This window comes from Caulobacter sp. HJHS_5, assembly GCF_056683955.1.
In genome coordinates this window covers 180,222-205,019 of sequence record NZ_JBWZNC010000006.1, presented here as the reverse complement: position 1 = coordinate 205,019, position 24,798 = coordinate 180,222, and the positions used below count along the sequence as shown (strand labels likewise).

Annotated in this window: 20 protein-coding genes and 1 tRNA gene; 6 read left to right on the top strand and 15 right to left on the bottom strand. The window is 68.3% G+C overall.

Going from position 1 to position 24,798, the window contains the following annotated elements; translation table 11 throughout:
- Nucleotides 1-27: 27 nt before the first annotated feature.
- Both ACFLIT_RS13275 and ACFLIT_RS13270 read right to left on the bottom strand, forming a co-directional pair.
- Nucleotides 28-678, bottom strand: a complete 651-nt coding sequence (locus tag ACFLIT_RS13275; protein WP_479911725.1) for a B3/B4 domain-containing protein — start codon at nt 676-678, stop codon at nt 28-30.
- Between the two features lie 10 nt (nt 679-688).
- Nucleotides 689-2,095 carry an amino acid permease gene (locus tag ACFLIT_RS13270; protein ID WP_479911724.1) on the bottom strand — a complete coding sequence of 469 codons (1,407 nt, stop codon included), beginning with the start codon at nt 2,093-2,095 and terminating at the stop codon, nt 689-691.
- Between the two features lie 388 nt (nt 2,096-2,483).
- On the opposite strand from ACFLIT_RS13270, the gene ACFLIT_RS13265 reads away from it, so the two are divergent.
- The 3 genes from ACFLIT_RS13265 to ACFLIT_RS13255 all read left to right on the top strand — a co-directional run bounded on the left by ACFLIT_RS13265 (nt 2,484) and on the right by ACFLIT_RS13255 (nt 5,767).
- Complete coding sequence (locus tag ACFLIT_RS13265; protein ID WP_479911723.1) at nt 2,484-3,998, top strand: NAD-dependent succinate-semialdehyde dehydrogenase; 1,515 nt, start codon at nt 2,484-2,486, stop codon at nt 3,996-3,998.
- A 9-nt stretch (nt 3,999-4,007) separates the two neighbouring features.
- Entirely contained in the window at nt 4,008-5,084 is a 1,077-nt protein-coding gene (locus ACFLIT_RS13260; protein ID WP_479911722.1) for a tartrate dehydrogenase, read from the top strand.
- A 161-nt stretch (nt 5,085-5,245) separates the two neighbouring features.
- Nucleotides 5,246-5,767 (top strand): hypothetical protein, encoded by a 522-nt coding sequence (locus ACFLIT_RS13255; RefSeq protein WP_479911721.1) that lies wholly within the window; start codon nt 5,246-5,248, stop codon nt 5,765-5,767.
- Nucleotides 5,768-5,928: 161 nt separating this feature from the next.
- Here ACFLIT_RS13255 and ACFLIT_RS13250 read toward each other — a convergent pair whose 3' ends face one another.
- The 6 genes from ACFLIT_RS13250 to alr form a co-directional block, all read right to left on the bottom strand.
- The gene (locus ACFLIT_RS13250) at nt 5,929-7,902 is read right to left on the bottom strand and encodes an NAD(P)-binding protein (RefSeq protein ID WP_479911720.1); all 1,974 of its coding nucleotides are present in this window, start codon (nt 7,900-7,902) and stop codon (nt 5,929-5,931) included.
- 65 nt (nt 7,903-7,967) lie between these two features.
- Nucleotides 7,968-10,559 (bottom strand): TonB-dependent receptor plug domain-containing protein, encoded by a 2,592-nt coding sequence (locus tag ACFLIT_RS13245; RefSeq protein ID WP_479911719.1) that lies wholly within the window; start codon nt 10,557-10,559, stop codon nt 7,968-7,970.
- A gap of 514 nt (nt 10,560-11,073) precedes the next feature.
- Entirely contained in the window at nt 11,074-12,354 is a 1,281-nt protein-coding gene (locus ACFLIT_RS13240; protein WP_479911718.1) for an NAD(P)/FAD-dependent oxidoreductase, read from the bottom strand.
- 145 nt (nt 12,355-12,499) lie between these two features.
- Nucleotides 12,500-12,844, bottom strand: a complete 345-nt coding sequence (locus ACFLIT_RS13235; protein WP_479911717.1) for a RidA family protein — start codon at nt 12,842-12,844, stop codon at nt 12,500-12,502.
- A 30-nt stretch (nt 12,845-12,874) separates the two neighbouring features.
- A complete protein-coding gene (locus tag ACFLIT_RS13230; RefSeq protein ID WP_479911716.1) occupies nt 12,875-14,131 on the bottom strand; it encodes a D-amino acid dehydrogenase in 1,257 nt (418 codons plus the stop codon).
- Entirely contained in the window at nt 14,128-15,291 is a 1,164-nt protein-coding gene (alr, locus tag ACFLIT_RS13225) for an alanine racemase (protein WP_479911715.1), read from the bottom strand. The genes ACFLIT_RS13230 and alr overlap by 4 nt, the downstream gene beginning before the upstream one ends.
- 121 nt (nt 15,292-15,412) lie before the next feature.
- Between alr and ACFLIT_RS13220 the strand changes: the two genes are divergently transcribed.
- Entirely contained in the window at nt 15,413-15,862 is a 450-nt protein-coding gene (locus ACFLIT_RS13220) for an Lrp/AsnC family transcriptional regulator (RefSeq protein ID WP_479911714.1), read from the top strand.
- Nucleotides 15,863-16,119: 257 nt separating this feature from the next.
- Here ACFLIT_RS13220 and ACFLIT_RS13215 read toward each other — a convergent pair.
- Nucleotides 16,120-16,195 (bottom strand) — tRNA-Ile (locus ACFLIT_RS13215).
- Between the two features lie 146 nt (nt 16,196-16,341).
- Between ACFLIT_RS13215 and ACFLIT_RS13210 the strand changes: the two genes are divergently transcribed.
- On the top strand, nt 16,342-17,079 hold the full coding sequence (locus ACFLIT_RS13210; protein WP_479911713.1) for an SIMPL domain-containing protein: 738 nt from the start codon (nt 16,342-16,344) through the stop codon (nt 17,077-17,079).
- On the opposite strand, the gene ACFLIT_RS13205 is transcribed toward ACFLIT_RS13210, so the two are convergent.
- Nucleotides 17,076-17,552 (bottom strand): hypothetical protein, encoded by a 477-nt coding sequence (locus tag ACFLIT_RS13205; RefSeq protein ID WP_479911712.1) that lies wholly within the window; start codon nt 17,550-17,552, stop codon nt 17,076-17,078. The genes ACFLIT_RS13210 and ACFLIT_RS13205 overlap by 4 nt on opposite strands.
- A 163-nt stretch (nt 17,553-17,715) precedes the next feature.
- Here ACFLIT_RS13205 and ACFLIT_RS13200 point away from each other — a divergent pair, with 163 nt between their 5' ends.
- Nucleotides 17,716-18,594 carry an SIMPL domain-containing protein gene (locus ACFLIT_RS13200; RefSeq protein WP_479911711.1) on the top strand — a complete coding sequence of 293 codons (879 nt, stop codon included), beginning with the start codon at nt 17,716-17,718 and terminating at the stop codon, nt 18,592-18,594.
- On the opposite strand, the gene ACFLIT_RS13195 is transcribed toward ACFLIT_RS13200, so the two are convergent.
- The 5 genes from ACFLIT_RS13195 to thiC form a co-directional block, all read right to left on the bottom strand.
- Complete coding sequence (locus ACFLIT_RS13195; RefSeq protein ID WP_479911710.1) at nt 18,591-20,384, bottom strand: long-chain-acyl-CoA synthetase; 1,794 nt, start codon at nt 20,382-20,384, stop codon at nt 18,591-18,593. The genes ACFLIT_RS13200 and ACFLIT_RS13195 overlap by 4 nt on opposite strands.
- 56 nt (nt 20,385-20,440) lie before the next feature.
- Nucleotides 20,441-21,391 (bottom strand): retroviral-like aspartic protease family protein, encoded by a 951-nt coding sequence (locus ACFLIT_RS13190; protein WP_479911709.1) that lies wholly within the window; start codon nt 21,389-21,391, stop codon nt 20,441-20,443.
- Nucleotides 21,392-22,435, bottom strand: a complete 1,044-nt coding sequence (locus tag ACFLIT_RS13185) for an aspartyl protease family protein (protein WP_479911708.1) — start codon at nt 22,433-22,435, stop codon at nt 21,392-21,394.
- Nucleotides 22,436-22,546: 111 nt separating this feature from the next.
- Nucleotides 22,547-22,810, bottom strand: a complete 264-nt coding sequence (locus tag ACFLIT_RS13180; RefSeq protein ID WP_479911707.1) for a hypothetical protein — start codon at nt 22,808-22,810, stop codon at nt 22,547-22,549.
- A 110-nt stretch (nt 22,811-22,920) separates the two neighbouring features.
- Nucleotides 22,921-24,792 carry a phosphomethylpyrimidine synthase ThiC gene (thiC, locus tag ACFLIT_RS13175; protein WP_479911879.1) on the bottom strand — a complete coding sequence of 624 codons (1,872 nt, stop codon included), beginning with the start codon at nt 24,790-24,792 and terminating at the stop codon, nt 22,921-22,923.
- Nucleotides 24,793-24,798 lie beyond the last annotated feature (6 nt).

The window sequence follows — 24,798 nt, the reverse complement described above, 5'->3', positions numbered from 1 at the left end:
CCCAAGAGGGCGGGACGAAAAACCGACCTAGGCGCGGATCAGACGCGGAGCCTCGCCGAACCGGCCGCCGACGCGGGCGCAAACCTCCGCGACCATGGCTAGCAGCGCCGCCTCGTCGACATCCCCGTACCCGTACAGGACGAACAGGGGGGTGGTGGTCGCCTCGGTGATCGAGCAGCGGACACTGTCGCTGACCGTCGAGCCGAAGGGACCGGCGGCGTCGGCCAGGAGGGGCAGCTTGAAGACGTCCATGTCGCCCTTGCCGAGCGTGGCCATCACCTCGCCCTCGCGGCCCTGGCGGTGAACGATCTCGCCGTCGACCTTGGCGACGTCGTAGCAGCCGATCGGCAGGCCGGAGCGGATGGAGAGGGCGTTGTTGAGGTCGACCAGCGGCAGGATGGTCGGCACGCCGTCCTTGCGGGTGCGGCGCAGCAGGGCGTCGGACGAGATGCGGTAGCGGTTCGGATTGCGGCCAAGACGGGTCAGGGCCGTCTTGTAGGCCTCGACGGCGGTGTCGGCCAGGCTCCCCTCGCCTTGCGCGGCGGCTTGGGTCTCGGCCAGGGTCGCGGCGATGGCCGCCGTGTCGAGAGGGCCGGCGTCGAGCGCCAGGGTCCAGGTGACGAGGAAGGCCGAAAGGTCGCCGGCCGTTGTGTCTTCGGCGATACGCACGCTGCTCATACGGATTGTCTCAGGCCTTGGCCGCGCGGGCCTTGATCAGGGATTGGGCGACGTACCAGACGAGCCCGACGGCGTTCCAGACGAAGAAGAAGACGCGGGTCTTCTCCGATAGGCTGAAGAACAGGTAGAGGCAGCCAAGGATGCCTAGCGGCGCCACGATCCAGGCCAGCGGCGTGCGATAGATGCGCGGTTGATCGGCGGCGGTCTTGCGCAGCACCAAGAGGCAGACGCCGACGGCGACGAAGGCCAGCAGGGTGCCGGCGTTGGCCAGGGCGGCGATCTCGTCGAGCGGCACGAAGCCGGCCAGGGCGCCGACCAGCACGCCGGTGATGATGGTGATGCGGGCGGGCGTGCCGGTCTTCGGGTTCACCTTGGCGAGGCTCATCGGCAGGAAGCCGTCGCGGGCCATGACGAAGAAGATGCGGGTCTGGCCGTAGAGGAAGCCCAGCAGCACGGTCGGCAGGGCGATGACGGCGGCGGCGGCGATCATCGCCGCCAGCTGATCGCCGGCGAGTTGGCGGACGATCATCGCCAGGGGCTCGGAGCTCCTGGCGAACTCCTGGAAGGGCATGGCGCCGACGGCGGCGGCGGCGACCACCACATAGATGGCGGTGCAGGCCACCATCGAGCCGATGATGCCGATCGGCAGGTCGCGCCCTGGATTCTTGGCTTCCTCGGCGGCGGTGGAGATGGCGTCGAAGCCGTAGAAGGCGAAGAAAATGATGGCGGCTGCGGCCATCACCCCCTGCTGAACGTCGCCGACCTTGTGAGCCGCGAAGCCGAACGGCGCGAAGGGGTGGAAGTTGGCCGGGTTGAAATGCGGCAGGGCGACGGCGGCGAAGATGATCAAGGCGACGATCTTGATGACAACCAAGACGGCGTTGAAGGTGGCGCTCTCACGCGCGCCGGCCACCATCAGTAGGGTGACGAGGCCCGTGATCACGACCGCGGGCACGTTGAGGAGGCCGCCCGCGTGCGGCCCCGCCGCCAGGGCGGCCGGCACATGGATGCCCACCGCGTTCAGAAAGCTGACCGCGTAGCCCGACCAGCCGACGGCCACGGCGCTGACCACCAGGGAGTATTCGAGGATCAGGCTCCAGCCGACCACCCAGGCGATGACCTCGCCGAGCGCGACATAGCTGTAGGTGTAGGAGCTGCCCGAGGCTGGGATGAGAGTGGCGACCTCGGCGTAGGCCAGCGCCGTGCAGGCGCAGACGACGCCCGCGACCGCGAAGGAGAGGATGACCGCAGGGCCGGCCATGCCGGCGCCGACGCCGATCAGGGTGTAGATGCCGGTGCCGATGATGGCGCCGACGCCGAGGGCGATCAGGTGCCACCAGCTGAGGGTGCGCTTGAGCCGGTGCTCCGGCGCGACGCTCTCAAGGTCCATCGGCTTGCGCCGCATCCAGTTGATCATCGATCGCCCCATGTCAGCGCCCGCGCGCCGGGCATCGACCATGACGCCCGACCGACATCGGACCACGCCGAGGGCGGAGGTTCATCGCGAAATTCGCCGGTTCTAAGCGGCTGGCGGAGCAATTTCGACCTCGTCGCGGCACATCCTGCCGCCGCGCGTTTCGCCATCTCACGCGCGCGGAGTCACGCGTATTCAGAGGTTTGAGGCGCGGAGGCCCCCGCCGGCGCTTCCAGCCTGGACGGCGCCGCACCCTGGGCGGCGGTCGCAAAACGGCAGCTTCTGCCGCCCACCGCCCTGGCCGACTGACGCGGCTGTTTCGTGACCGCTCTAGGCTGCGATCACACCGGCCGGCGCCCAGACGACGCGCCGCCGTGAAAGGAGCGCCCCGATGAATCGCCCCCTGCCCCCGCCCCCCGACGCCGCGTCGACCGGCCGCCCCACGCTGGCCGATCCGAGCCTGTTCATTGAACGCGCCCTGGTGGGCGACACCTGGATCGCCGCCGATGGCGGCGAGACCCTCACGGTCGTTTCGCCGACGACGGGCGAGACGGTGGGGACGATCCCGGCGCTTGGCCAGGCCGAGACGGCGCGCGCGATCGCCGCCGCCGAGACCGCCTTCAAAAGCTGGAAGACCAAGACCGCCGGCGAACGCGCCAAGGTGTTGGAGCGCTGGCACGACCTGATCGTCGCCAACACCGACGACCTGGCGAAGATCATGACCGCCGAACAGGGCAAGCCCCTGGCCGAGGCGGCCGGCGAGATCGCCTACGCCGCCACCTTCGTGAAGTGGTTCGCCGAGGAAGGCCGCCGCATAGGCGGCTACGACGTGCCGGCCCCGGCCGCGGACCGTCGGGTGACGGTGCTGAAGCAGCCGGTGGGCGTCTCGGCCGCCATCACGCCTTGGAACTTTCCCGCCGCCATGATCACCCGCAAGTGCGCGCCGGCCTTCGCGGCCGGCTGCAGCATGGTGGTGAAGCCCTCGGAACTGACCCCGTTCACCGCTCTGGCCCTGGCCGAACTGGCGCTGCGGGCCGGGATGCCGGCCGGGGTGATCAATGTGGTCACGGGCGCGCCGCAGGGCATCAGCGCTGAGCTGACGGCCAGCCCGACGGTGCGCAAGCTGTCGTTCACCGGCTCGACCCGCGTCGGCGCGCTGCTGATGGAGCAGTGCGCGGGCACCTTGAAGCGGCTGTCGCTGGAACTCGGCGGCAATGCGCCCTTCATCGTCTTCGACGACGCCGACGTCGAGGTGGCGGTGGCCGGGGTGATGGCCTCGAAATTCCGCAACGCCGGCCAGACCTGCGTCTGCGCCAACCGCATCTATGTGCAGTCCGGCGTCCATGACGCCTTCGTCGCGACACTGAGCGCCGCCGTGCGGGCGCTGAAGGTCGGCGACGGTCGCGAGCCGGGCGTGACCATCGGCCCCCTGATCAACGCCGCGGCCACCGCCAAGGTGGCCGAGCATCTGGAGGATGCCTTGGCCAAGGGCGCCCAGGTCGCGGCCGTGGCGCAGAGCGACGGCGACGTCACGCGCTTCTCGACCCCCACGGTGTTGACCGGCGCCACGGCCGAGATGCGGCTGGCTTATGAGGAGACGTTCGGCCCCCTGGCGCCGATCTTCAAATTCGAGACCGAAGCCGAGGCGATCCGCCTCGCCAACGACACGCCCTTCGGCCTAGCGTCGTACTTCTATACTGAGAACCTGCACCGCGCGTGGCGGGTGGGCGAGGCGTTGGAGTTCGGCATGGTCGGCCTCAACACCGGCTCGATCGCCATGGAGATGGCGCCGTTCGGCGGGGTGAAGTTCTCCGGCCTTGGCCGCGAGGGCGGCCGCGAAGGCATCGAAGAATACCTGGAAACCAAGGCCTTCCACTGGGGCGGCCTGAAGCTCGACCCGCAGTAGGAGTCCGCCGTGAGCGAGAAGCGCAAATACAGGATCGCCGTCATCCCCGGCGACGGCATCGGCAAGGAAGTGATGCCCGAGGGCGTGCGCGCGCTGGAGGCGGCGGGCAAGGCCTACGGCTTCGACATCGAGCTGCAGTGGCACGACTTCGCCAGCTGCGACTGGTACGCCAAGTACGGCGAGATGATGCCGCAGGACTGGAAGGCGCGGATCGGCGACGTCGACGCCATCTTCTTCGGCGCCGTCGGCTGGCCGAACACCGTGCCGGACCACGTTTCGCTGTGGGGCTCGCTGATCCAGTTCCGGCGCGAGTACGATCTTTACGTGAACCTGCGCCCCGTGCGGCTGATGCCGGGCGTCCCCTGCCCGCTGGCCGGCCGCAAGCCGGGCGACATCGACTTCTGGGTGGTGCGCGAGAACACCGAGGGCGAGTACTCGGCGGTCGGCGGCGTCGCCTTCCAGGGCACCGACCGCGAGGTGGTGCTGCAGGAGACGGTGATGACCCGCACCGGCACCGACCGGCTGCTGCGATACGCCTTCGACCTGGCCCAGAGCCGGCCGAAGAAGCACCTGACCTCGGCCACCAAGTCGAACGGCATCGCCATCACCATGCCGTGGTGGGACACGCGCGTGGACGAGATGGCCAAGAAGTACCCCGAGGTGCGGGCCGACAAGTACCACATCGACATCCTGACCGCGCAGTTCGTGATGAACCCCGACCGCTTCGATGTGGTGGTGGGCTCCAACCTGTTCGGCGACATCCTGTCGGACCTCGGCCCGGCCTGCACCGGCACTATCGGCATCGCGCCCAGCGGCAACATCAACCCGGACCGTTCGCAGCCCTCGGTGTTCGAGCCGGTCCACGGCTCGGCGCCCGACATCGCCTTCCAGGGCGTCGCCAATCCCATCGGCCAGATCTGGTCGGCCTCTATGATGCTCGACCACCTGGGCGAGGCGGACGCCGCCGCCGGCATCCTGAGGGCCGTCGAGGAGAGCCTCGGCTCGGCCGCCTCGCGCACCCGCGACCTCGGCGGTTCGGCCAACACCGAGAACTGCGGCAAGGCTGTCGCCAGCCTGATCGGCTGAGATCGCGGACATCTAAAGCCGCGCTGCGCGGCCCGAGCCGCAAAGACGGTAAAAGATACTGCCGCTCCGGCCGCACTCTGGCGCCGGGGCGGCAGGGATTATCCTTCCCGGACAAGGCCTTCGGCGCCCGCAGACATCACCCCGCGGACGGAGGCAGTCGCATGCGAACCCTATTCGGAACCACCCTGACGGCCGCCCTGGCGCTGGGCCTCGCCGCCCAGGCTCAGGCCCCCGCGGCGCCCGCCGCTTCGGCCCAGCATCGCGATGCCCGCGAGCAGGCCCCGCCCGGCCTGATCGGCCTGTGGAAGGCGGACATGGCGCTGTCGACCTACAGCGGCGCCAAGCCGAAGTCGGCCCTGCGCAGCTTCGCCTACACCGCCGACGGCAAGATCCTGGTGACCTTCATGACGGTGGGCGCCAACGGCAATTACTCGACCGGCCATTGGGCCGCGCAGCCCGACGGCAGCGACAGCCTGGAGTATCATTCGGCCGCCGGCTCGACGCCCTACAACGTGGTGCAGCTGAAGAAGGTCGACGACAAGAACCTCGACGTGCAGATCGTCCGCTTCGGCAAGCAGACCGACCGCTACCACTACACGCTGTCGGACGACCTCAAGACGCTGACCTACACCTATCCCAACAATAAGATCGTCTACCGCAAATGGGAGGCGATGGACTGGTAGCACGCCCTGTCCGCCAAGCTGCCAAAGGCGGGGCTCATGCCCCGCCTTTTTTGTTGCCCCAAACACAAAAAAGCCCCCGGAGCTTCGAGGTCTCCGGGGGCCTAAGTGGCGTGGGCGTCCTTGGGGAGGAACACGCCCGCGCTAGCGGTCGGGGAGGATCGCTAAATGTATTCGTAGAAGCCGAAGGAGCGGGGCTTGAGGTCCTGCACGGCGCGATAGGCCTCGTAGATCGCCGACTGGGCCAGGCTGGTGCCGGCCGCGTCGGAGTTGGCGATGGCGATGTTGCCGAACTTCTGCTTGGCGATGACGGTCGGCGAGATCTGGTTGGGATCGTCCTCCAAAGTGCTGCGGCCGGTAGCGAAGCCGTGCGGCCAGCGGTTGACCGTGATGCCGACGATGTCGCGCGCCGGATCGAAGTTGGTCCCTGAGAGAGCGCTGGCGGCCATCTGGCGGATCTGCCGCTCCCAGAAGGCGAAGTCCTTGCTGAGCATGCCCATGCGGACCATGCGGAAGTGGTCGTCGATCGAGCCGCTGTCCGGCACGGCCCCGTCGCACAGCTCGGTGGCCATGGTGATGTTCGACAGCACCCCCGAGTTTCCGCCTGTGCCGAAGCCGACGACGATCGGCTGCGAAGGATCCTTGATCGGGGCCTGGTCGCCGACCAGCGTGCCGCCGCCCATGCTCATCGTGCCGAAGAAGTTGTGCGGCGCGCCGATGCGGCTGGCGCCGAGCTTGGCGAAGGACTCCCAGTTGCGGAACAGCACGTTGGTCTGCTGGTTCACCGCGCGCACGGCCGAGTGCAGGGCGGCCTTCTGCGGCTCGGGCATGTCGGGGCAGAGGTAGGGGATGACGTTGTTCATCCCCGCCATGATCACGTGCTTGCCCACCACGCTGACCAGCTTGCCGCCATTCATGTAGCTGACCAGCACCTCGCGGCCTTCCGGCTCGAACTGCGGGCCCGGAGCGCCGATGTGTTTGGCCGCGACCACGATGCTGCTGACGCGGATGCGGGTGGCGTTCGACGGTCGGTCGAGGGTCGAATAGTCGACGCGCTGGCCCTCCACCGCCAGCCACGGACCGGCGGCCAGGGCGTCCGGGATCAGCGAGCGGACCATCAGCCGGGCGAGGTCGGAGTTGCCGCACACCCAGTTATAGTCGGTGGCGCGGTGCTCGGGCCCTTCCGGCGACATGTGCGGGCGCTCGAGGCCGAGGCCGTCGAAGCCGGGGCTGTAGCGGAAGAAGGCGAACCAGGCGGTGCACATGTCGGCGCCGAGACACCAGGCGCCGCCCGAGTAGCCGATGATCTCCGGCGAAAACTTGGCGACGTTGAGCAGATAGTCGCGATAGGTCATCGACCGCAGCTTGGCGATCTTCTCGTCCTTCGACAGGCCGGCCATGTAGTCGACCTTGCCGGTGAAGAGGCGCAGCACCTCGCCCTGCATCTGGGCGTTCAGCGGTGTCTTCTTGAGGAAGTCGGTCGTCGGGTCCTCGTAGGAACCGAGAACGGTCGAATCCCTGCCGTAGTGCTTCTTGTTGAAATAGGTCGCCGCGCCGAGTTTCAGGTTGGTCTGCAGGCGGCCGGTGCGAGCGTAGCGCGGGTTGCGCCAGTCGACGGCGAGATCGTCGAGGAAGGTCTTGGCCTCGACCTGCCACTCGGGCGGGGCGACCAGGTAGGACGAGCCGCCGTTGGCCAGGTACTGCTGGCCGTTGTACCAAAACTCGTTGCGCTTGGCGTGACCGCCGAAGTCGTCGTGATTGTCGAGCACCAGGATCTTGGCGGTGGGGCCGGCTTCCTTGCGGTACCAGACGGCCGAGGCGAGGCCCGACAGGCCGCCGCCGACCACGACCAGGTCATAGACCTCGCCGGTCGATTCCGGCGTCGGGGAGAACGCCTTCCCGTCGCGCAGATTGTGGGCCTCTTCGAAGGCGCCCGGGTGCATGCCTCGTAGGCCGAGGCGGAGCGGCGGGTATGTGGCCGGGTTCGGGCCGGGCGCTGCGGACGAGGCGGCCTGGGCGAAGGCCGATCCCGCCTTGCCGAGCGCGCCGGCCCCCGCGGTGGCCACCGCGACGCCCTGGACGAAGTCCCGGCGCGAGATCTTGCGGCCCATGCCGAGTTCGCGATCTTGCTTGTTCATCGTCTCTTCCCTCTGGGAACGAGACGAGGGACGCCGAAGCGTCCCTCGCCGGCAATCGGTTTGGATCAGAACTTCGCGTCGAGGCGGACGTAGTAGAAGCCGCCCTGGATATCGACCGGGCCGTCCCGCCACTGAGAGCCGTTGGTCAGCAGCTGCAGCTTGTCCATGTCCGGATACTTGTCGAAGATGTTCCGGCCGCCGACGCTGACGCTGTAGGTGTCGGAGAAGGTGTACTTCACGTCCAGATCGACCTGCTGGACGCCGGCCTTGTAGGTCTGGATCGGGAAGGGCGCGACGGTCGACTGGATCTTGGATTGGCCGAAGATGTTGTCCCGCAGCGTGAATTGGAAAGCGTTCCAGGTGTGGCTGAGGGTCAGGATGCCACGCCAGCGCGGGGCGTTGTTCTCGAAGTTGAACACCGACTGGGCGTTGAACAGACCGGCGATCTTGATGTCGTCGATCTTGAAGGTGTTCACGTTGAACGCACCGGTGAAGGTGGTGCGCTGACCGTTCTCCCAGTTGTACTTGTAAGTGCCGACCACATCGACGCCCTTGGTCGTGGAGTCGAAGGCGTTCTGGAAGAAACGGACCTGGGCGATGCTGGAAGCGCCCGGCACGCCCGCCGCCGTCATCGCCGCGGCGATGGCCGGGGTCACGGCGATGTTGCTGGTCGAGTAGATCTGATCGGTGATCTTGATCTGATAGCCGTCGACGGTGAGGTCGAAACCGCTGAACGGATGCAGGGTGAAGCCCAGCGAAAGGTTCTTGGACTCTTCCGGACCCAGCGGCTTGGCGCCGAGGAACACCGACACCGGGTTCGAGGCCGGGAAGGTGCCCGCCTGCAGGGCGACCCCGTCGATGGAGCTGATCGACACCGAGGTGGTGTTGAGCAGACCGGGGCTGGGAGCGTGGAAGCCGGTGCCGACCGAGCCGCGAACGCCAAGCCAGTCGGCGATCTCGTAGCGGGCGGCCGCCTTGTAGTTCGAGGTCGAGCCGAAGGACGAGAAGTCCTCGTAGCGGGCGGCAAGGTCGACGAAGAGCTTGTCGGTGATGTCGGTCGCGGCTTCGACATAGACCGACTTGGCGTCGACACTGAAGTCGCCCGCGGCGGACTTCGGCGTACCCGAGAACACGTTCGGGCCCTGCGGCAGCGTGCGGTAGACCGGGTCGGTCGACAGGCCGCAGTTGATGCCCATGTTCTGCGGCGCGGTCGGGCGCAGGGTCTGGCCCGGAGCGAAGGAGTTGCCGCCGGTGCAGAAGTCATAGGGATCGACGGTGGAGTAGGCGCCCACAGCGAGCGACCCGTCATCGCCCGGCTTGATGATGTAGGTTTCCTTGCGCAGCTCGGTGCCGAAGCTCAGGGCCAGCGGCGAGTGGAAGCCGACCTCCTTGGTCCAGGTGAAGTCGGTGTTGAACGACTTTTCTTCCGAGCGGAAGTCGAGCGGGCGGAACTCCATCTGGTCCTTGCCGGTCGGGCCGACGCCGGCGTTGATGGTGCCCTTTACCTTGTAGACGATCTGGTTGTAGCCGTAGCGCCCTGAGACGTCGAAGGCGAGGTCTCCGCCGAGGACGTCGGTCCTCTCGCCCTTCCAGCCGCCGGCGATGCTCTTGTCGTGCACATAGCCGGCGAACTGCGGCCGCAGGCCGTAGGGGAACACTTGGTTCCACTTGAAGATGGAGCCGTCCGCCAGGCGCACCGGCACGTCCATCACCGGCTGGTTGGCGGTCGGATAGCGGAAGTTGGCGTCGGTCTGGGCGCGCGAGGACGACCAGTTACCGAAGGCGTAGAGGCTGGTGCCGTTCTCGAGCTCATAGCCGGCGTTGAGGATCGCCCGGGCCGACGAGCTGTCCGGCGCGCCCTGACGTTGGATGTGCTGACCGCCGGGCAGGCCCCAGAAGGCGGCGAAGCCGGGGTTCGTGGCGGCGTAGGCCTCGGCGTCGAACACGGCCGTCGGAGCGAAGGTGTTGGTGCGGAACTGGGTCGAGCGGTCGGTGCGGCCGTCCATGTTGAACTGGGCGGCGATGTCGATGAAGCCGCGGTCGAACAGCGGCAGACCGAGGTTGCCGGCCAGCTGATAGCTGGTGCCGTCGCCTTCGTAGTACTGGCCGGTCTGGGCGCTGAGCTCCAGACCTTCGCGATTGTCCTTCAGGGTGAAGTTGACCACGCCGGCGATGGCGTCCGAGCCGTACTGGGCGGCGGCGCCGTCGCGCAGCACTTCCACAGACTTGATGGCGATCGACGGGATGACGGCGGCGTCCGAACCGTGGGCGCCCGAGCCGGAGGTTGCGACCGAGCCCGTCTTGTGACGGCGCTTGCCGTTCATCAGCAGCAGGGTCTTGTCTTCCGGCAGGCCGCGGATCGAGACCGGGCGGATGAAGGTGCCGGTGTTGGAGTTGACGTTCCGGCTGACGTTGTAAGACGGCACCACGTTCTTGAGGATCTCGACGGTGTCGTTGGCGGCGACCGCTCGGATTTCCTCGGCGGCCAGCACGTCGATCGGAACCGGAGAGTTCTGCACCGTGCGCGGCTGGCCGCGGGTGCCGGTCACCACGATCTCTTCGACCGCCGAGGCTTCCTGGGCGAAGGCGGCGCCGGCAGCAGCGAGAGCCAGCGTGGAGGCCGCCGCGAAACAAAATGCTCGAGTACGTATCGTCATCCGAATATCCCCCTCGGTGAGGGAAGCGCCCCTCCGGTCCCGCATGGCCCGGTCGGAAACGCTTCCCGATGCCGAAAAGGCTGAGGCCGGGCGGCAAGCAGATTTGTCCAAATGCGACCCGTCGCACATTCGTCAAAAGTTGAATCTCGGCGCGGGCACAGAAGATAATGCTGGAGACGTTTCAGGGTCGCGGCAGGGTAGAAATCACACTCTGACGGATCGCCTAAACCTCCGAATAGTAAGAAAAAACTCGCCCCCGACGTTACAATGTCCGCGACTGCTCGAAATTGCGGCGCCGCAGCGAAAGAAAGCGGCGCCAGCGCAATCGCAGCAGAAAAGTCCACCTCTTCGGCATTTCGGCTATTGCCAAGGGTTTTGCTGCAACAGGCGGCGGCCATGGAGCCCGAAAGCAACGATGCCAAGACGCCGGCTTCGCTGCAAAGCAGCATGAAAAAGCCCGACCGAGCAAAGCTCGACCGGGCTTCGATGCAGCGCGGTGTGATCGAGAGTCTGTTCAGAGGCTCTCGGAGGCCCGGCGATCGGCGCGAGCCGCGAAGGCCGAGGTGTGAGTGGCGATGGCGAACATCTCCCTCTCCACGGAATCCTGGGCGACGCCGGCCAGGCGGTCGGCGAGATATGGGCCAAGCAGCGGCCCCATCTTGAAGGCGTGGCCGGAGCCGCCGCCGGCGATAAGAGCGTTGGCGTAGTCCGGGTGGCGATCGATGATGAAGTGGCCGTTGGCGGTGTGCTCGGTCTGACAGACGTAGCCCTGGATCACCGGTCGGCCGACCAGGCCCGGCAGGCGCAGCTTCACGTATTCCTCGATCTTGCGCAGCAGATAGTGGCTGGGCAGGCGTTCATCGTCGTCCGGGTCCATGACCACGTCGCCCGTGGCCGCGGCGATCTTGTAGCCGCCGCCGATGTCGGCCGAGGTGTAGGTGTAGCGGTCGCTGATCGAAGGGCAGTTTTCGTAGCGGTAACGGCTGTCGCCTCGGGCGGGCCCGATGAAGAACAACTCGGCGCGCGGAGTGCGGATTCTCTCGGCCAACTGCTGCGGGAACAGCTTGCGAAGCCAGGGGCCGGCGGCGAAGACATACTCGCCCGCCGAAAGGGTTTCGCCGTCGACCGTGACGTTGCTCAGCCGGCCGCCAGCGGCTTGGCCGAGGGCGACATTGCCGATGCGGGTGATCCCGCCCTTCCCCTCGAAGGTCTCCCAGACGGCGATGGAGGTCTCGCGCGCCTTCACGGCGCCGGCGTGGACATCGAAGAAGGCCATCGGAATGTCGTCGGTGCGAACGCCGGGCCAGCGCTTGGCGACCTCGGCCGGCGGCAGCATCTCGTAGGGGATCTTGTACTTGTCGAAGACGCGGGCCTGGGCGGCCAGGATCTCGGGCGTGCCGTCCCACAGCATGCCGCTGGGATAGATCAACTTGCGCCCGAACTCGGCCTGGCGCTGATGCCAGAGGTCCCAGGAGAGATTGGACCAGTGGCTGTAGAGTTCTCGGTCGCCATAGGCGCAGCGGATGTTGCGGGACTCGCCGCCCGACGAGGCGTGCGGATTGCCGGGGCCGTAGGCGTCGACCAGGGTGACCTTATAGCCACGCTCACGCAGGACCAGAGCAGTCCAGCCGCCCATGGCGCCCGCCCCGACCACGACCACATCCGGCAAATTCCCGCCGATCGCCGGCTTGGCGACACCCCTGCCCTTCGGTGCGGTCTGAGCCGCCGCGCCCGTCGCCGTCGCGGCGACGCCCAGGCCGGCCAGCAACGCGCGACGATCCACCGAACCCTGCATGCGAAACCCCCTCCGCAATCCCGGCGCACAGCGCCCCAGCTTCGAAGGCTGAGGCCAAAGCGAAAGGACAAGATTGCGAAGGGGGCCCGGGGCGGTGCGGACGGCGCCGAGTTGCAACGCCGATTCAGCAGACTCTAGCGCGGCCTCAGCGGGCCGCGACGACGATGACTTCGACCTTGTAGTCCGGGGTGGCCAGCTTGGCCTCGCCGGTGGCGCGGGCGGGGGCGTCCTTGCCGCCGACCCAGGCGTCCCAAACCACGTTCATTTCGGCGAAGTCGGCCATGTCGGCGAGCCAGATGGTGGCCGACAGAATTTTCGACTTGTCGCTGCCGGTCTCGGCCAGCAAGGCGTCGACCTGACCCAGCACGGCCTGGGTTTGCTCGGTGACGCTCTTGCCCGGCAGGGCGACTTGGCCGGCGAGGTAGACGGTGTCGCCGTGGATGACGGCCTGGCTCATGCGCGGGCCGGAGTGCAGACGGGTGATGCTCATGGGTGGATTCTCCTGAAAAGGGGCGTCGGTCTAGCGGTCGTAGCGGCCGATCGCGAGGTCGGCGGTCTCGATCTCGGGCGCGCGGCCGCCGATCATGTCGCTGAGCACCGCGGCCGAGCCGCAGGCCATGGTCCAGCCCAGCGTGCCGTGGCCGGTGTTGAGGTAGAGATTGCGCAGCGGGGTCGGGCCGACGACGGGCGTCGAGTCCGGCGTCATCGGCCGCAGACCCGACCAGAAGCTGGCGCCCGCAAGGTCGCCCGCGCCGGGGAACAGGCTGCCCACCGAGCGCACCAGGGTCTCGCGGCGGCGCGGCGGCAGCGAATTGTCGAAGCCCGAGATCTCGGCCATGCCGCCCACGCGGATGCGGTCGCCGAGACGGGTGATCGCCACCTTGTAGGTCTCGTCGAGCAAGGTGGAGACCGGGGCGCGGTCGGGGTCGACGATGCGGGCGGTGATCGAATAGCCCTTCACCGGATAGACCGGCAGGCGCAGGCCAAGCTCGCGCACCAGCCTCGGCGAGAAACTGCCCAGGGCCACGACGTAGCGGTCGGCCTGGATCGGCCCCTCGGAGGTGCGCACGCCGACCACCTGGTCGCCCGAGCGGTCGAGGCCGTGGATGTCGACGCCGAAGCGGAAGCGGACGCCGAGGTCCTCGGCCATCCTGGCCAGGGCGTTGGTGAACTTGAAGCAGTCGCCGGTCTCGTCGCCCGGCAGGCGCAGGCCGCCGACGAAGTCGTCCCGGGCGTGGGCCAGGCCCGGCTCGGCGGCGACGCAGCCGGCACGGTCGAGCACCTCGAACGGCACGCCGCCGGCCTGCAGCACCTTGATGTCCTTGCCGACGCCGTCGAGCTGCTTCTGCTCGCGGAACAGCTGCAGGGTGCCCTGCATGCGCTCGTCGTAGTGGATGTTGGTCGCCTGCCGCAGGGCCATCAGCTGGTCGCGGCTGTACTCGGCGAGGCGGACCATGCGCGCCTTGTTGATGGCGTAGCGTTCGGCCGTGCACTCGCCGAGCATGGCGAACAGCCAGCCGAGCATGTCGGCGTCGATCTTGGGCTTCAGGATCAGCGGCGCGTGCCGCATCATCAGCCAGCGGACGGCCTTGCGCGGAATGCCGGGCGCGGCCCAGGGCGAGGCGTAGCCGGGGGATATCTCGCCGGCGTTGCCGAAGCTGGTCTCCAGCGCGGGGCCGGGCTGACGGTCGATCACCGTCACCTCGTGACCGGCCTTGGCCAGGTAGTAGGCGGTGGTGGTCCCGACGACGCCGCTGCCGAGAATGGCGATCTTCATGATGCTGCCGCCTCCAGCGGCTTGGCCTCGACGACGGCCTGGGCCGCATCGAGATAGGTTCGGTGATAACGCCGACCGAGGCTGGTCAGGATTTCATAGGGGATCGTCCCGGCCTGCTGGGCGACGTCTTCCAGGCTCTGGTGCGGGCCGATCAGCTCGACCTCGTCGCCGAGCCGCAGGGCGAGACCGTGGTCGGCCAGGGCGGTGACGTCGAGGCCAAGGCTGTCCATCGACACCCGGCCGGCGATCGGCAGGCGCACGCCCCGATAGAAGGCCGCGCCACGGTTGCCGAGGCTGCGCGGCCAGCCGTCGGCATAACCCACGGCGACGGTGGCGATGCGGCCCGGCGTGTCGCGGGCGTAGGTCAGGCCGTAGCCCACTGCCTGACCGGCGGCGACGTCGCGCACCTGGATCACTCGGGCGGTGAGGCCGACGACCGGGGCCATCGGGTTCGGCCGGTCGGTATTGGGCGCCGCGCCGTAGAGGGCGACGCCGGGCCGGGCGAGGTCGCCATGGAAGCCCGCCTGCAGGAACACCCCGCCGGAATTGGCGAGCGAGCGGCGAGCGGCGGGCAGCTTGGCGGCGGCGGCCTCGAAGGCGGCCAGCTGTCGCGGATTGGCCGGGCTGTCCGGCTCGTCGGCGCAGGCCAGGTGGCTCATCAGCAGGGCGAGCGGCGCCCACTGGAAAAAGATCGGGTCGGCGACGAGGTGGTCGACGTCGGCCGGCGAGAGGCCCAGACGCGACATGCCGCTGTCGATCTGCAGGGCGATGGGCAGCGGACGGCCGACCCGCTCGGCCAGGGCGCGCCACAGGCAGGCCTGCTCCAGGCTGTTGACGACCGGAACGACCCCAGCTTCGGCGCAGGCGGCCTCGGCGCCCGGCTGCAGGCCGTTGAGCACGTAGAGCCGTGTGTTGCGAGCCAGGTGCGGCTTGAGCGCCAGCGCTTCGGCCAGGTGAGCGACGAAGAAGTCCAGGCAGCCGGCGGCCTGCAGCGCCGAGGCGACCCGGTCGGCCCCGAGGCCATAGGCGTCGGCCTTGACCACGGCGGCCACGGATCGAGCGCCGAGCCGCGCGCAAAGGCGGCGGTAGTTGGCCGCCAGGGCGCCGAGGTCGATCGTCAGGCGCCCGCCCGCCGCCGTCTCAAGGATGTCGCCTGTCATCGCCGGATTCCTGTCGTGGGCGAAGTTTAACGGCGGATCATTCTAATATGTCGCCTATTTGAAGGATATCATGCGATAGATCGGCGATACTTCGAACGAAGCGCCACACCTACAGAACAAAATGCTGAATCTAGACCCCACGGACCGCAAGATCATCGGCCTGCTGCGTTTCAACGGCCGCATGCCCAACAACGAGCTGGCGACGAAGGTGGGCCTTTCGCCATCCGCCTGCCTGCGGCGGGTGCGGATGCTGGAGGAGAGCGGAGCCATTCGCGGCTACGCGGCGATCATCGCCGAGACGGCGCAGGACGACGGCGTCGTCGCCATCGTGCGCATCACCCTCGACAAGCAGACAGAGGAATATCTGAACCGCTTCGAGCAGGCGGTGCGGATGCATCCCGAGATCGAGGAGTGCTACCTGATGACCGGCGACGCCGACTACATCCTGCGCACCGTGGCCCCCAGCACCGCCGCCTATGAGCGGATCCACAAGGAAATCCTCTCGCGCCTGCCCGGCGTGGCGCGGATCAATTCCAGCTTCGCGATGCGCAGCGTTCTGCGGACGTCCTAGGTGTTCCTAGGTCAAGCGGACAGGGTCGAGCCTGAAGCGTTCAGGCTCCCGCTGGCGGGATTACGGCCGCTCTTAGATGACGGAGCAAGCTTCGCTCCCTACCCTTGCGGGATTGGAGGTCGAGCGGAAACGCCGCTGAAAACGCGCCCAACGCAGCGGTTTTGGCCGGCGTGTTGACGGTTCGGTCGTGAGGAAAATGGCCATGTGGGGCGTTTTGCGACGCGCCCCTCACGTGAAGCACGCGCCACAAGACCAGCTGGTAGGCCCGGAGGGACTCGAACCCCCAACCAAGCCGTTATGAGCGGCCGGCTCTAACCATTGAGCTACGGGCCTTCGCAGCTTGGGGCTGCTGGCTAGCATGACGGCAACGTCGCTTAAAGCGGCGGTTCATGTTCAACTTGGCAGGTTGCCGTCGACGGTCGCGTTTGACCGGCGCCGCGCCCCCTTTTTTTTGGCGCGACATCCATGGAGAGCTTTCGATGAAAACCCTGATCGGCGCCGCGGCCGCCGCCCTGATGATGAGCGCCGCCGTTCCGGCCCTGGCGCAGGCCCAGACGCCGGCCGCCGCCGTGGCCGAGGCGCCGAAGCCGGCGACCCTGAACCTGTCGGCCCAGGGCGAAACCCGCGTGCGCCCCGACATGGCGACCATCACCCTCGGCGTCACCGCCGAAAAGCCCACCGCCGGCGAAGCGGTGCGGGCCAACGCCGCCCAGATGACCCAGGTGATCGCCGCCCTCAAGAAGGCCGGCATCGCCGACAAGGACATCCAGACCTCGTCGCTGAACCTCTCGCCGCAGTATGTCTATCAGGAGAACCTGCCGCCGCGCCTGACCGGCTACCAGGTCGCCAACCAGGTGACGATCACCGTGCGCGATCTGACCAAGCTGGGCCAGACGGTGGACGCCACGGTCACGGCCGGCGCCACCAACGTCGGCGGCGTCTCGTTCGGCGTCACCGATCCGAAGGCGGCCGAGGACGAGGCCCGTCTGAAGGCGGTCGCCGCCCTGCAGGCCAAGGCCGAACTCTACGCCAAGGCCACCGGCCACCGCATCGCGCGGATGGCGTCGCTCAGCGAAAGCGGAGGCTACGCCCCTCCCCCCTCGCCGATGCCGGTCTACGCCATGGCCCGCATGGAAAAGGCCGACTCCACCCCCGTCGCGGCCGGCGAGGTGGTCGTGCGGATCGACGTCAGCGGCGTCTACGAGCTGGCGCGCTAGAAGCCGACCTTCGGCCACATGCCCTCGAGCCGGGTCGCGATCTCGCGGCCCGGCAGCGCCTCGACGCCTTCCATGGCCACGGTGTAGACGAAGCGCGGCGACTTGCCGGCGCTGGCCGGGATCGGGCCGGAAGCCCAGGCGACCGTGCGCGAGCCGTCTTCCACGCTGTTGCAGGAGACCTTGCGGGCATCGCCGCCGATCGCGGCCTTCAGCACATCGGCCGCGGTGACATTGCCGGGCTGGGCGCAGGCCGGCATCTCACGTCCGCAGGTGGTGTTGCTGCCGTAGCGGTAGATCGTGCTCCCGGCGCCGTCGGCGATCAGCACGCAGGTGGAGGCGCTGCCGATCCGGCGGGCGATCTCCGCATCCAGGGCCTTGGCATCCACCCCCTCGGGCGCCTTGGGCGCGCAGGCTGTCACGACGGCGGCGAGGCCGAAAGCGGCGAGGACCGAAAGGCGGGCGGACGACGGCATGGACGATCTCCTGATCGCCGCAGTCTAGGCGCCGGCGCCGCCGGGGAGAAGCCTCGGCCAGCCGACAAGGCCGGCGACTTTTTTCGCGCCCTGCAAACCCCGATCGCCGAACGTCTGCGTAGGTCTTGATGGATGCGTTCCAATCCAGCGCTCAGGAGACCTCATGCGCCGCCTCGTCCTCGCCGCCGTCCTCGCCGGCCTTTCCGGCCCCGCCCTCGCCCAGACCGCCTCGCCGCCGCCGATGAACCCGCCGCGCTACGGCGCCGCGCCCTGGTGGATGGATCAGCCGATCATCGCCTCCCTGGGCAAGGTCACTACCGAGGTGCGGGCCAACCGGGCGAGCTTCAGCGCGAGCTTCCAGGCGGTCGAGCCCACCGCCGCCCGCGCCACCCAGGCGGCGGCCGACAAGATCAAGGCCCTGACGGCGACCTTGACCGGCTTCGGCGCCGACAAGGTCCGGCTGGAGACCAGCTTCACGGTCACGCCGCTCTACGACCAGTATCGCGACAAGGACGGCGCCCTCGTCGCCAATCAGCGCGGCGACAAGATCGAGCGCTATCAGGTCAACGCCAACGTCTCGGTCGAGGTGCGCGACGTCGCCCTGATCGAGCGGGCGTTCAACACCGTGGCTTCGGCGGCGCCGACCAGCGTCGGCCGCGTCTACTTCAGCCTGGAGCCCGACAACGCCGTCAACACCGAGCTGTTCAACGCCGCCGTGGCGGACGCCGCGACGCGGGCGCGACGGGCCGCCGAGGCCGCCGGCGCGCGCCTGGGCGCGGTGAAGCTGATCGACGCCACCGGGCGCGCCTGCGAGACCGATGTGCTGGTGGCCGGCGCCGACCGTCGCGGCGAGACCGAAGCGGTCAATGACGTGGTGGTGACGGGCCAGCGCCTGCGCGCCATGGCGCCGGCCCCGGCGCCGCCCGCGATCGGCCAGGCGCCGGGCGGCGCCGGCGGCCAGAGCCTGGATCTGCAGGTCACCCTGCAGCCGCCGCTGATCTCTCGCGGCGACAGCGCCTGCGTGGTCTACGCCCTGAACTAGAGCTTGAAGCCGCCCTCGAGGATCTTGGCGTAGACGGCCTTGGTGACCTTCACATAGGCGCCCTTGTTGGGGCTGTGGAAGTAGATCGGGTCCTTGGTGCGGGCCGGATCGAAGCCGTCGGCGATCAGGTCGACCTTGCGCTGCTTGAAGGTGCCGGTCTTCTCGATCTCGCGCTGCAGCCGCAGGAACATCGGCTGGGCGTAGGGGGGCAGGCCGGAGGTGACGTGGTCGTTGAGCGCCGCGAGATCGAAGTCGTCGCCGACATTGATCGCGGCCATGCCGGCGCGTCCGTCGAGATCGCCGACCTTCACGCCATAGACATTGGCCTCGAGCACCCCAGGGGCGGTCAGCAGGCAGGCGCTGACCTCGCCGGTGGAGACGTTTTCGCCCTTCCAGCGGAAGGTGTCGCCGATGCGGTCGACGAAATAGAGGTAGCCGTCGGAATCCTGGGTCATCAGGTCACCGGTGGCGAACCAGCTGTCGCCGGCCGCGAAGACGTCGTGCAGCACCTTCTTCTCGCTGGCGGCCTTGTCGGCGTAGCCGGTGTAGCTGGTGCGCGCCTCGCGGCCGATCATGCCGATGCATTCGCCCACCTGCCCCGGGCCGGCCTCAATGCACCGGCCCTTGGCGTTGCGGACCGGCTGCTCGCCCTCGATGTCGAACTGCACCAGCCGGATGGGGAACTTCTTCTTCAGATACTTCGGCACGCGACCGCAGGCGCCGAGCTTGCCGTCGAAGTTGAAGATCGAGACGTTACCCTCCGTCGCGCCGTAGAATTCCAGCACGAAGGGAATGCGGAAGCGATCGACGAAGGCCTGCCAGACGTCGGGCCGCAGGCCGTTGCCGAAGGCCAGGCGCAGCTTGTGCTCGCGCTCCCGCTCATGCTCCGGCTGGTTGACCAGGTAGCGGCCCAGCTCGCCGATGTAGACGAACATGGTGCAGCCCTCGCCGACCACGTCGTCCCAGAACAACGAGGCCGAGAACTTGCGGCGCAACACCAGGCTGGCGCCGGTCAGCAGCCCCGCCCCCACCGCGCAGAGCCCGCCGGTGGCGTGATACAGCGGCAGGGTGATGTAGATGCGGTCGCTCTCCACCGCCCCGGTCGAGCCGGCGAAGCCGCGCATGTAGAGCTGCACCCGCATGTGGGTGACGCGCGCGGCCTTGGGCAGGCCGGTGGTGCCGCTGGTGTAGATGTAGAGGGCCAGGTCGCGGGCGCGCAGGGCGCCGCGGCTGACCTCGCGGTCGGGCCTCAGGGACGAGCAGCTCTTGAGGGCGTTGAGCAGGTCGCGTTGACCGGCCTCCACCGCCCCCAGCGTCCACACGTGCACGTTCTTGGTCAGACTGTCGCGCACCGCCTGCAACGCCGGGGCGCAGTCGCCGTCGACCAGGCAGTGCATGGCGCCGGAGATGTTGAGGCAATGGATCAGGGCCGCGCCGGCCAGTTGGTTGTTGATCAGGGCCGCCACAACCCCGACCTTGCTGAGGCCGTACCAGATGGCGACGTACTCGGCCCGGTTATGCATGTAGAGGGCGACGGTCTCGCCGCGGGTCAGGCCCTGGGCCTTGGCCCAGTGGGCGTAGCGATTGGCCAGGGCGTCGAAGTCGCCGTAGGTGAGGGTCTTGCCCTCGCACAGGATCGCGGGCCGATCGCGCCACTTGTCGACGGCGGCCTCCAGGTCGTCGCAGGCGAGCGTCCGACTGTCCGGCTTGATGGGATCGACCCACCGCAGGGTTCGGCGCAACCCGCGGAGGAAGCGGATTTCACGCGACAATCGATCCTTGAAACGCATCACGCCCTCCGGGGAGGAAGCCTAGAAGGCGGGCGGCGGCGGGGTCAAGGCGAGGATCAGGCCAGGTCGAAACGGACGCGGGCGCGGCCGTAGTCCATGGTCACCGCGTCGAACTGGCGAAGCAGGTCCATGCCGAGGATCAGCGACGGGTCGCGCTCCATGTCCCACAGGCTGAAGACGTGCACCTTGGCGAAGACGACCGGCACGTTGCCGAGCTGCAGGCCGCCGAGGCGCAGGAACGGCACGTAGAGCAACTCGCCCAGCAGGTGCTCGCCGGTGATGGTGACGATCTCCAGCGGCTGGGTCTTCCCCATCGGCTGGTTGCGGCGGATCATCTCGCGCAGCGCCGCGTTGCCGAGCGACAGCTCGCTGCCGCTGTCGATCATCGCCGACAGCCTGCGGCCGCTCATGTCGGCGTCGATGATGGTGATCTGGCCCGAACGCAGGCGGGCGGGCACCAGGACCATCGAGCGGTCGCCGTAGCTCTGCACGCCCTCGACCTCGTACCGGGAGCTGCTGATCTCCAGCCGCTTGGCGCGGAAGTCGAAGGCCAGGCGGCTGCGCTTCAGCCAGTCGACGCCGAGGATGCCGTCGGCCGCCAGGCCGCTGATCGCCAGCGTCGGCGCCCGCACCCGGCGCTGCACGCGGGCGCCGGCCTTAAGCTCGTCGATGATCGCCGTGGGGCGCACCTTCACCCCCGCCACGGTGTGGAGGCGCACATTGGGACCGGGCGGCAGGTTGAGGCGGTTGGCCAGGGCGACGCTGATCGCCGAGCGATTGGCGCCGGTGTCGACGACAAACTGGAACGGCCCCTTACCATTGACCATCACGGGGGCCAGCATGTGGCTGGACTCGCTGTCCTGGGTGTCGAGTTCGGTGTTCGGCCCGTCCTCGGCGTCGGCGTCGACCGTCGGCTGCGTCGCGTCCTGCGCCGAGGCCGCAAGCGGCAGCGCGCTCCAGAGGGGCGTTGAGAGGCCGAACCCGACGATAGCGCGCCGGTCGATCATCTATAGCGCCCTGCGACCTCCCGTTGCCTGCGACCGGCGGTCGGCCTGCCGCGAGCCGCGCGGTTGCGAGCCGGCGACGTCGAAGCGGACCTGGCGGCGACCGAAATCGAGCATGACCGCGCTGAACTGGCTGATCAGGTCGAGGCCGAGCACGATGCCGGGCTCGTCCTCGAGACCCCAGGTCGCGAACATCGGCAGGTCGGCGAAGACCACCGGGACCTGATGGAACATGACCCCGCCGACGCGCAGCGACGGCAACCAGATGAGATCGCCGTAGCGCCGCTCGCCCGTCACCGTGCTGATGCCGACAGGCTTGAGGCCGCGTTCCGCGCCCGGCTGGTTCTCGGCCATCCGACGCAGGACGGCGTTGCCGAGGGTGAGCTGGGCGCCCGTGTCGATCATGGTGGTGACCAGGCGGCGGCCCATCTGGGCGTCGATGATCGTCAGCTGCCCCTGCTTCAGCCGCGCCGGCACGATCACCGGCGTGCGCCGAACCTCGCGGCCGTCGTTGGGGATGATGGCGTTGGAGCCGGTGATCTCCAGGCGCGATTCGTCGAAGAAGAAGGTCAGCCGCCGCCCGCGCAGCCAGTCGACGCCGAGTACGCCGTCGAAGTGATCGCCGGTGATCAGCAGCGTCGGGGCGCGGACGTCGCGCTGAGCCCGGTCGCCGATGCGCAGTTCATCGAGTTCGACCGTCGGCCGCTCGCGCGCCCCGACGACCGTGAGCACGCGCATCGGCGGCCCCAGGGGCAGGCCGAGGCGTTCGGCCAGGCGTTCGCTGACCGCCGACCGGTTGGCCCCCGTATCGACCAGGAAGTTGAACGGCCCCTGCCCGTTGACCATCACCTCGGCGGTGATGTGGCTGAGGCTGTCGCCCCCCGTCTCGGCGAGCGTCGTAGGATCGCCGTCCTCGGCCTCCGGCGTCGGCGAGGTCTGAGACAGGATAGGCGCGGCCTGGGAGAGGCCAGGCGATGCGCCGAGGATGAGGGGCGCCCCGAGGGCGAGAGCCGCCGCGCGGCGGCGTGTGAAGGTGGACTCCGTCATCTTGCCTCCCTGAGCAAGTGCAGGTCTCGGGATGTGACGCTACTGCAATGGCGCCCCGGCGTCCAATGCAATGCACGTGCCGCCACGGGCGGCGTTTGGGCGCGCGCCGGTTCAGGCAGCGTGGGAGAGCGGCGCGACGCGCTCGATCATCTCACGCAGGAGGTGCGCGACGTGACGGGTTCCGGCGGGCTCGACGCCGCAGCGCGACAGGGCCTCGATGTCGGCGAGACGCTGATCCATCGCCTCGTGCAGGGCGTTTCGGCCGGTTTCCGTCGCCGCCATGGCCTTGAACAGCACTTCGAGGCCGACCAGGGCGGTCAGGCTTTCCGACGCGTCGAGGCGTTGCGCCTCAAGTTCTACCGGACGGCTATGCATCCACGACTCCTGCGGTACGGGACATGGGCGACCCCATACAAACTAGAGTTGTATTTAATTGGTTCCCGAACTGCGCCGTGACCGAATGGCGCACGGCCCGCTTCGATACTTCAGTGTCCTTCGGCTGGTCTTGGCGCGCCGGTCAGCGAGACCTCGATCTCCCCGCCCATGGCTTTGAACTTCTCGCTCATTTCGGCCATGCCCAGATCGGCGTCCACGGCGCCGAGCTCGCCGTTTGGGGCCTGGCCGGCGGCGAAGTCGCGGACCTCCTGGCTGATCTTCATCGAGCAGAACTTGGGACCGCACATCGAGCAGAAGTGGGCGGTCTTGTGCGCCTCCTTCGGCAGGGTCTCATCGTGGAAGGCGCGCGCCGTCTCGGGATCGAGGCCGAGATTGAACTGGTCCTCCCAGCGGAACTCGAAGCGGGCGCGGCTGATGGCGTCGTCCCACATGGCCGCGCCCGGGTGCCCCTTGGCGAGGTCGGCGGCGTGGGCGGCCAGCTTGTAGGTGATGACGCCGGTCTTCACGTCGTTGCGGTCCGGCAGGCCGAGGTGCTCCTTGGGCGTGACGTAGCAGAGCATGGCGGTGCCGTACCAACCGATCATGGCCGCGCCAATGGCGCTGGTGATGTGGTCGTAGCCGGGCGCGATGTCGGTGGTGAGCGGGCCGAGGGTGTAGAACGGCGCCTCGTGGCAGTGCTTCAGCTGCTCATCCATGTTGGCCTTGATCTTGTGCATGGCCACATGGCCCGGCCCCTCGATCATCACCTGCACGCCATGGTTCCAGGCGACCTTGGTCAGCTCGCCCAGGGTGCGCAGCTCGGCGAACTGTGCGGCGTCGTTGGCGTCGGCGGTCGAGCCGGGCCGCAGGCCGTCGCCGAGGCTGAACGACACGTCGTAGGCCCGCATGATCTCGCAGATCTCGTCGAACCGCTCGTAGAGGAAGTTCTCCTTGTGATGGCTGAGGCACCACTTGGCCATGATCGAGCCGCCGCGCGACACGATGCCGGTGACGCGCTTGGCCGTCAGCGGGATGAACGGCAGCCGCACCCCGGCGTGGATGGTGAAGTAGTCCACCCCCTGCTCGGCCTGTTCGATCAGGGTGTCGCGGAACACTTCCCAGTTCAGGTCCTCGGCGACGCCGCCGACCTTCTCCAGCGCCTGGTAGATCGGCACGGTCCCGATGGGGACCGAGCTGTTGCGAATGATCCAGTCGCGGATGTTGTGGATGTTGCGGCCGGTCGACAGGTCCATGACCGTGTCGGCGCCCCAGCGGGTGGCCCAGACCAGCTTGTCGACCTCATCGGCGACGGTGGAGAGCACCGCCGAATTGCCGATGTTGGCGTTGATCTTGACCAGGAAGTTGCGGCCGATGGCCATCGGCTCGAGTTCGGTGTGGTTGATGTTCGCGGGAATGATCGCCCGGCCGCGGGCCACTTCCTGGCGGACGAACTCGGGGGTCACGAAGTCCGGGATGCTGGCGCCGAAGTCCTCGCCGTCGCGCACGCAGGGGCTGGCCTGCTCGCGCCGCATGTTCTCGCGGATGGCGACGTATTCCATTTCAGGCGTGATGATGCCCTTGCGGGCGTATTCGAACTGGGTGACGGCCGCCCCGCCCTTGGCGCGGAACACCGGGCGCTGGGTCTTGAACTCGGGGGCCAGGTGCTTGCCGGCGGCGAAGCCGTTGTCCTCGGGTTTGACCACGCGGGGCTCGGCCACCGCCTCGACGTCGCCGCGCGCGACGACCCAGGCCTCGCGAGTGCGCGGCAGGCCCTGCTCGATGTCGATCTTCACCGCCGGGTCGGTATAGGGGCCCGAGCTGTCGTAGATGGTCACCGGCGGCTCGTTGGCGCTGGGGTGGACGGCGACCTCGCGGAACGGCACGCGAATGTCGGGGAACAGCTCGCCGGCGACATAGACCTTGCGGCTTCCGAGCCGCTCGCCGGTGGGAATGGTCTCGCTGATGGGCGTGATGATGTTCATGGCGCG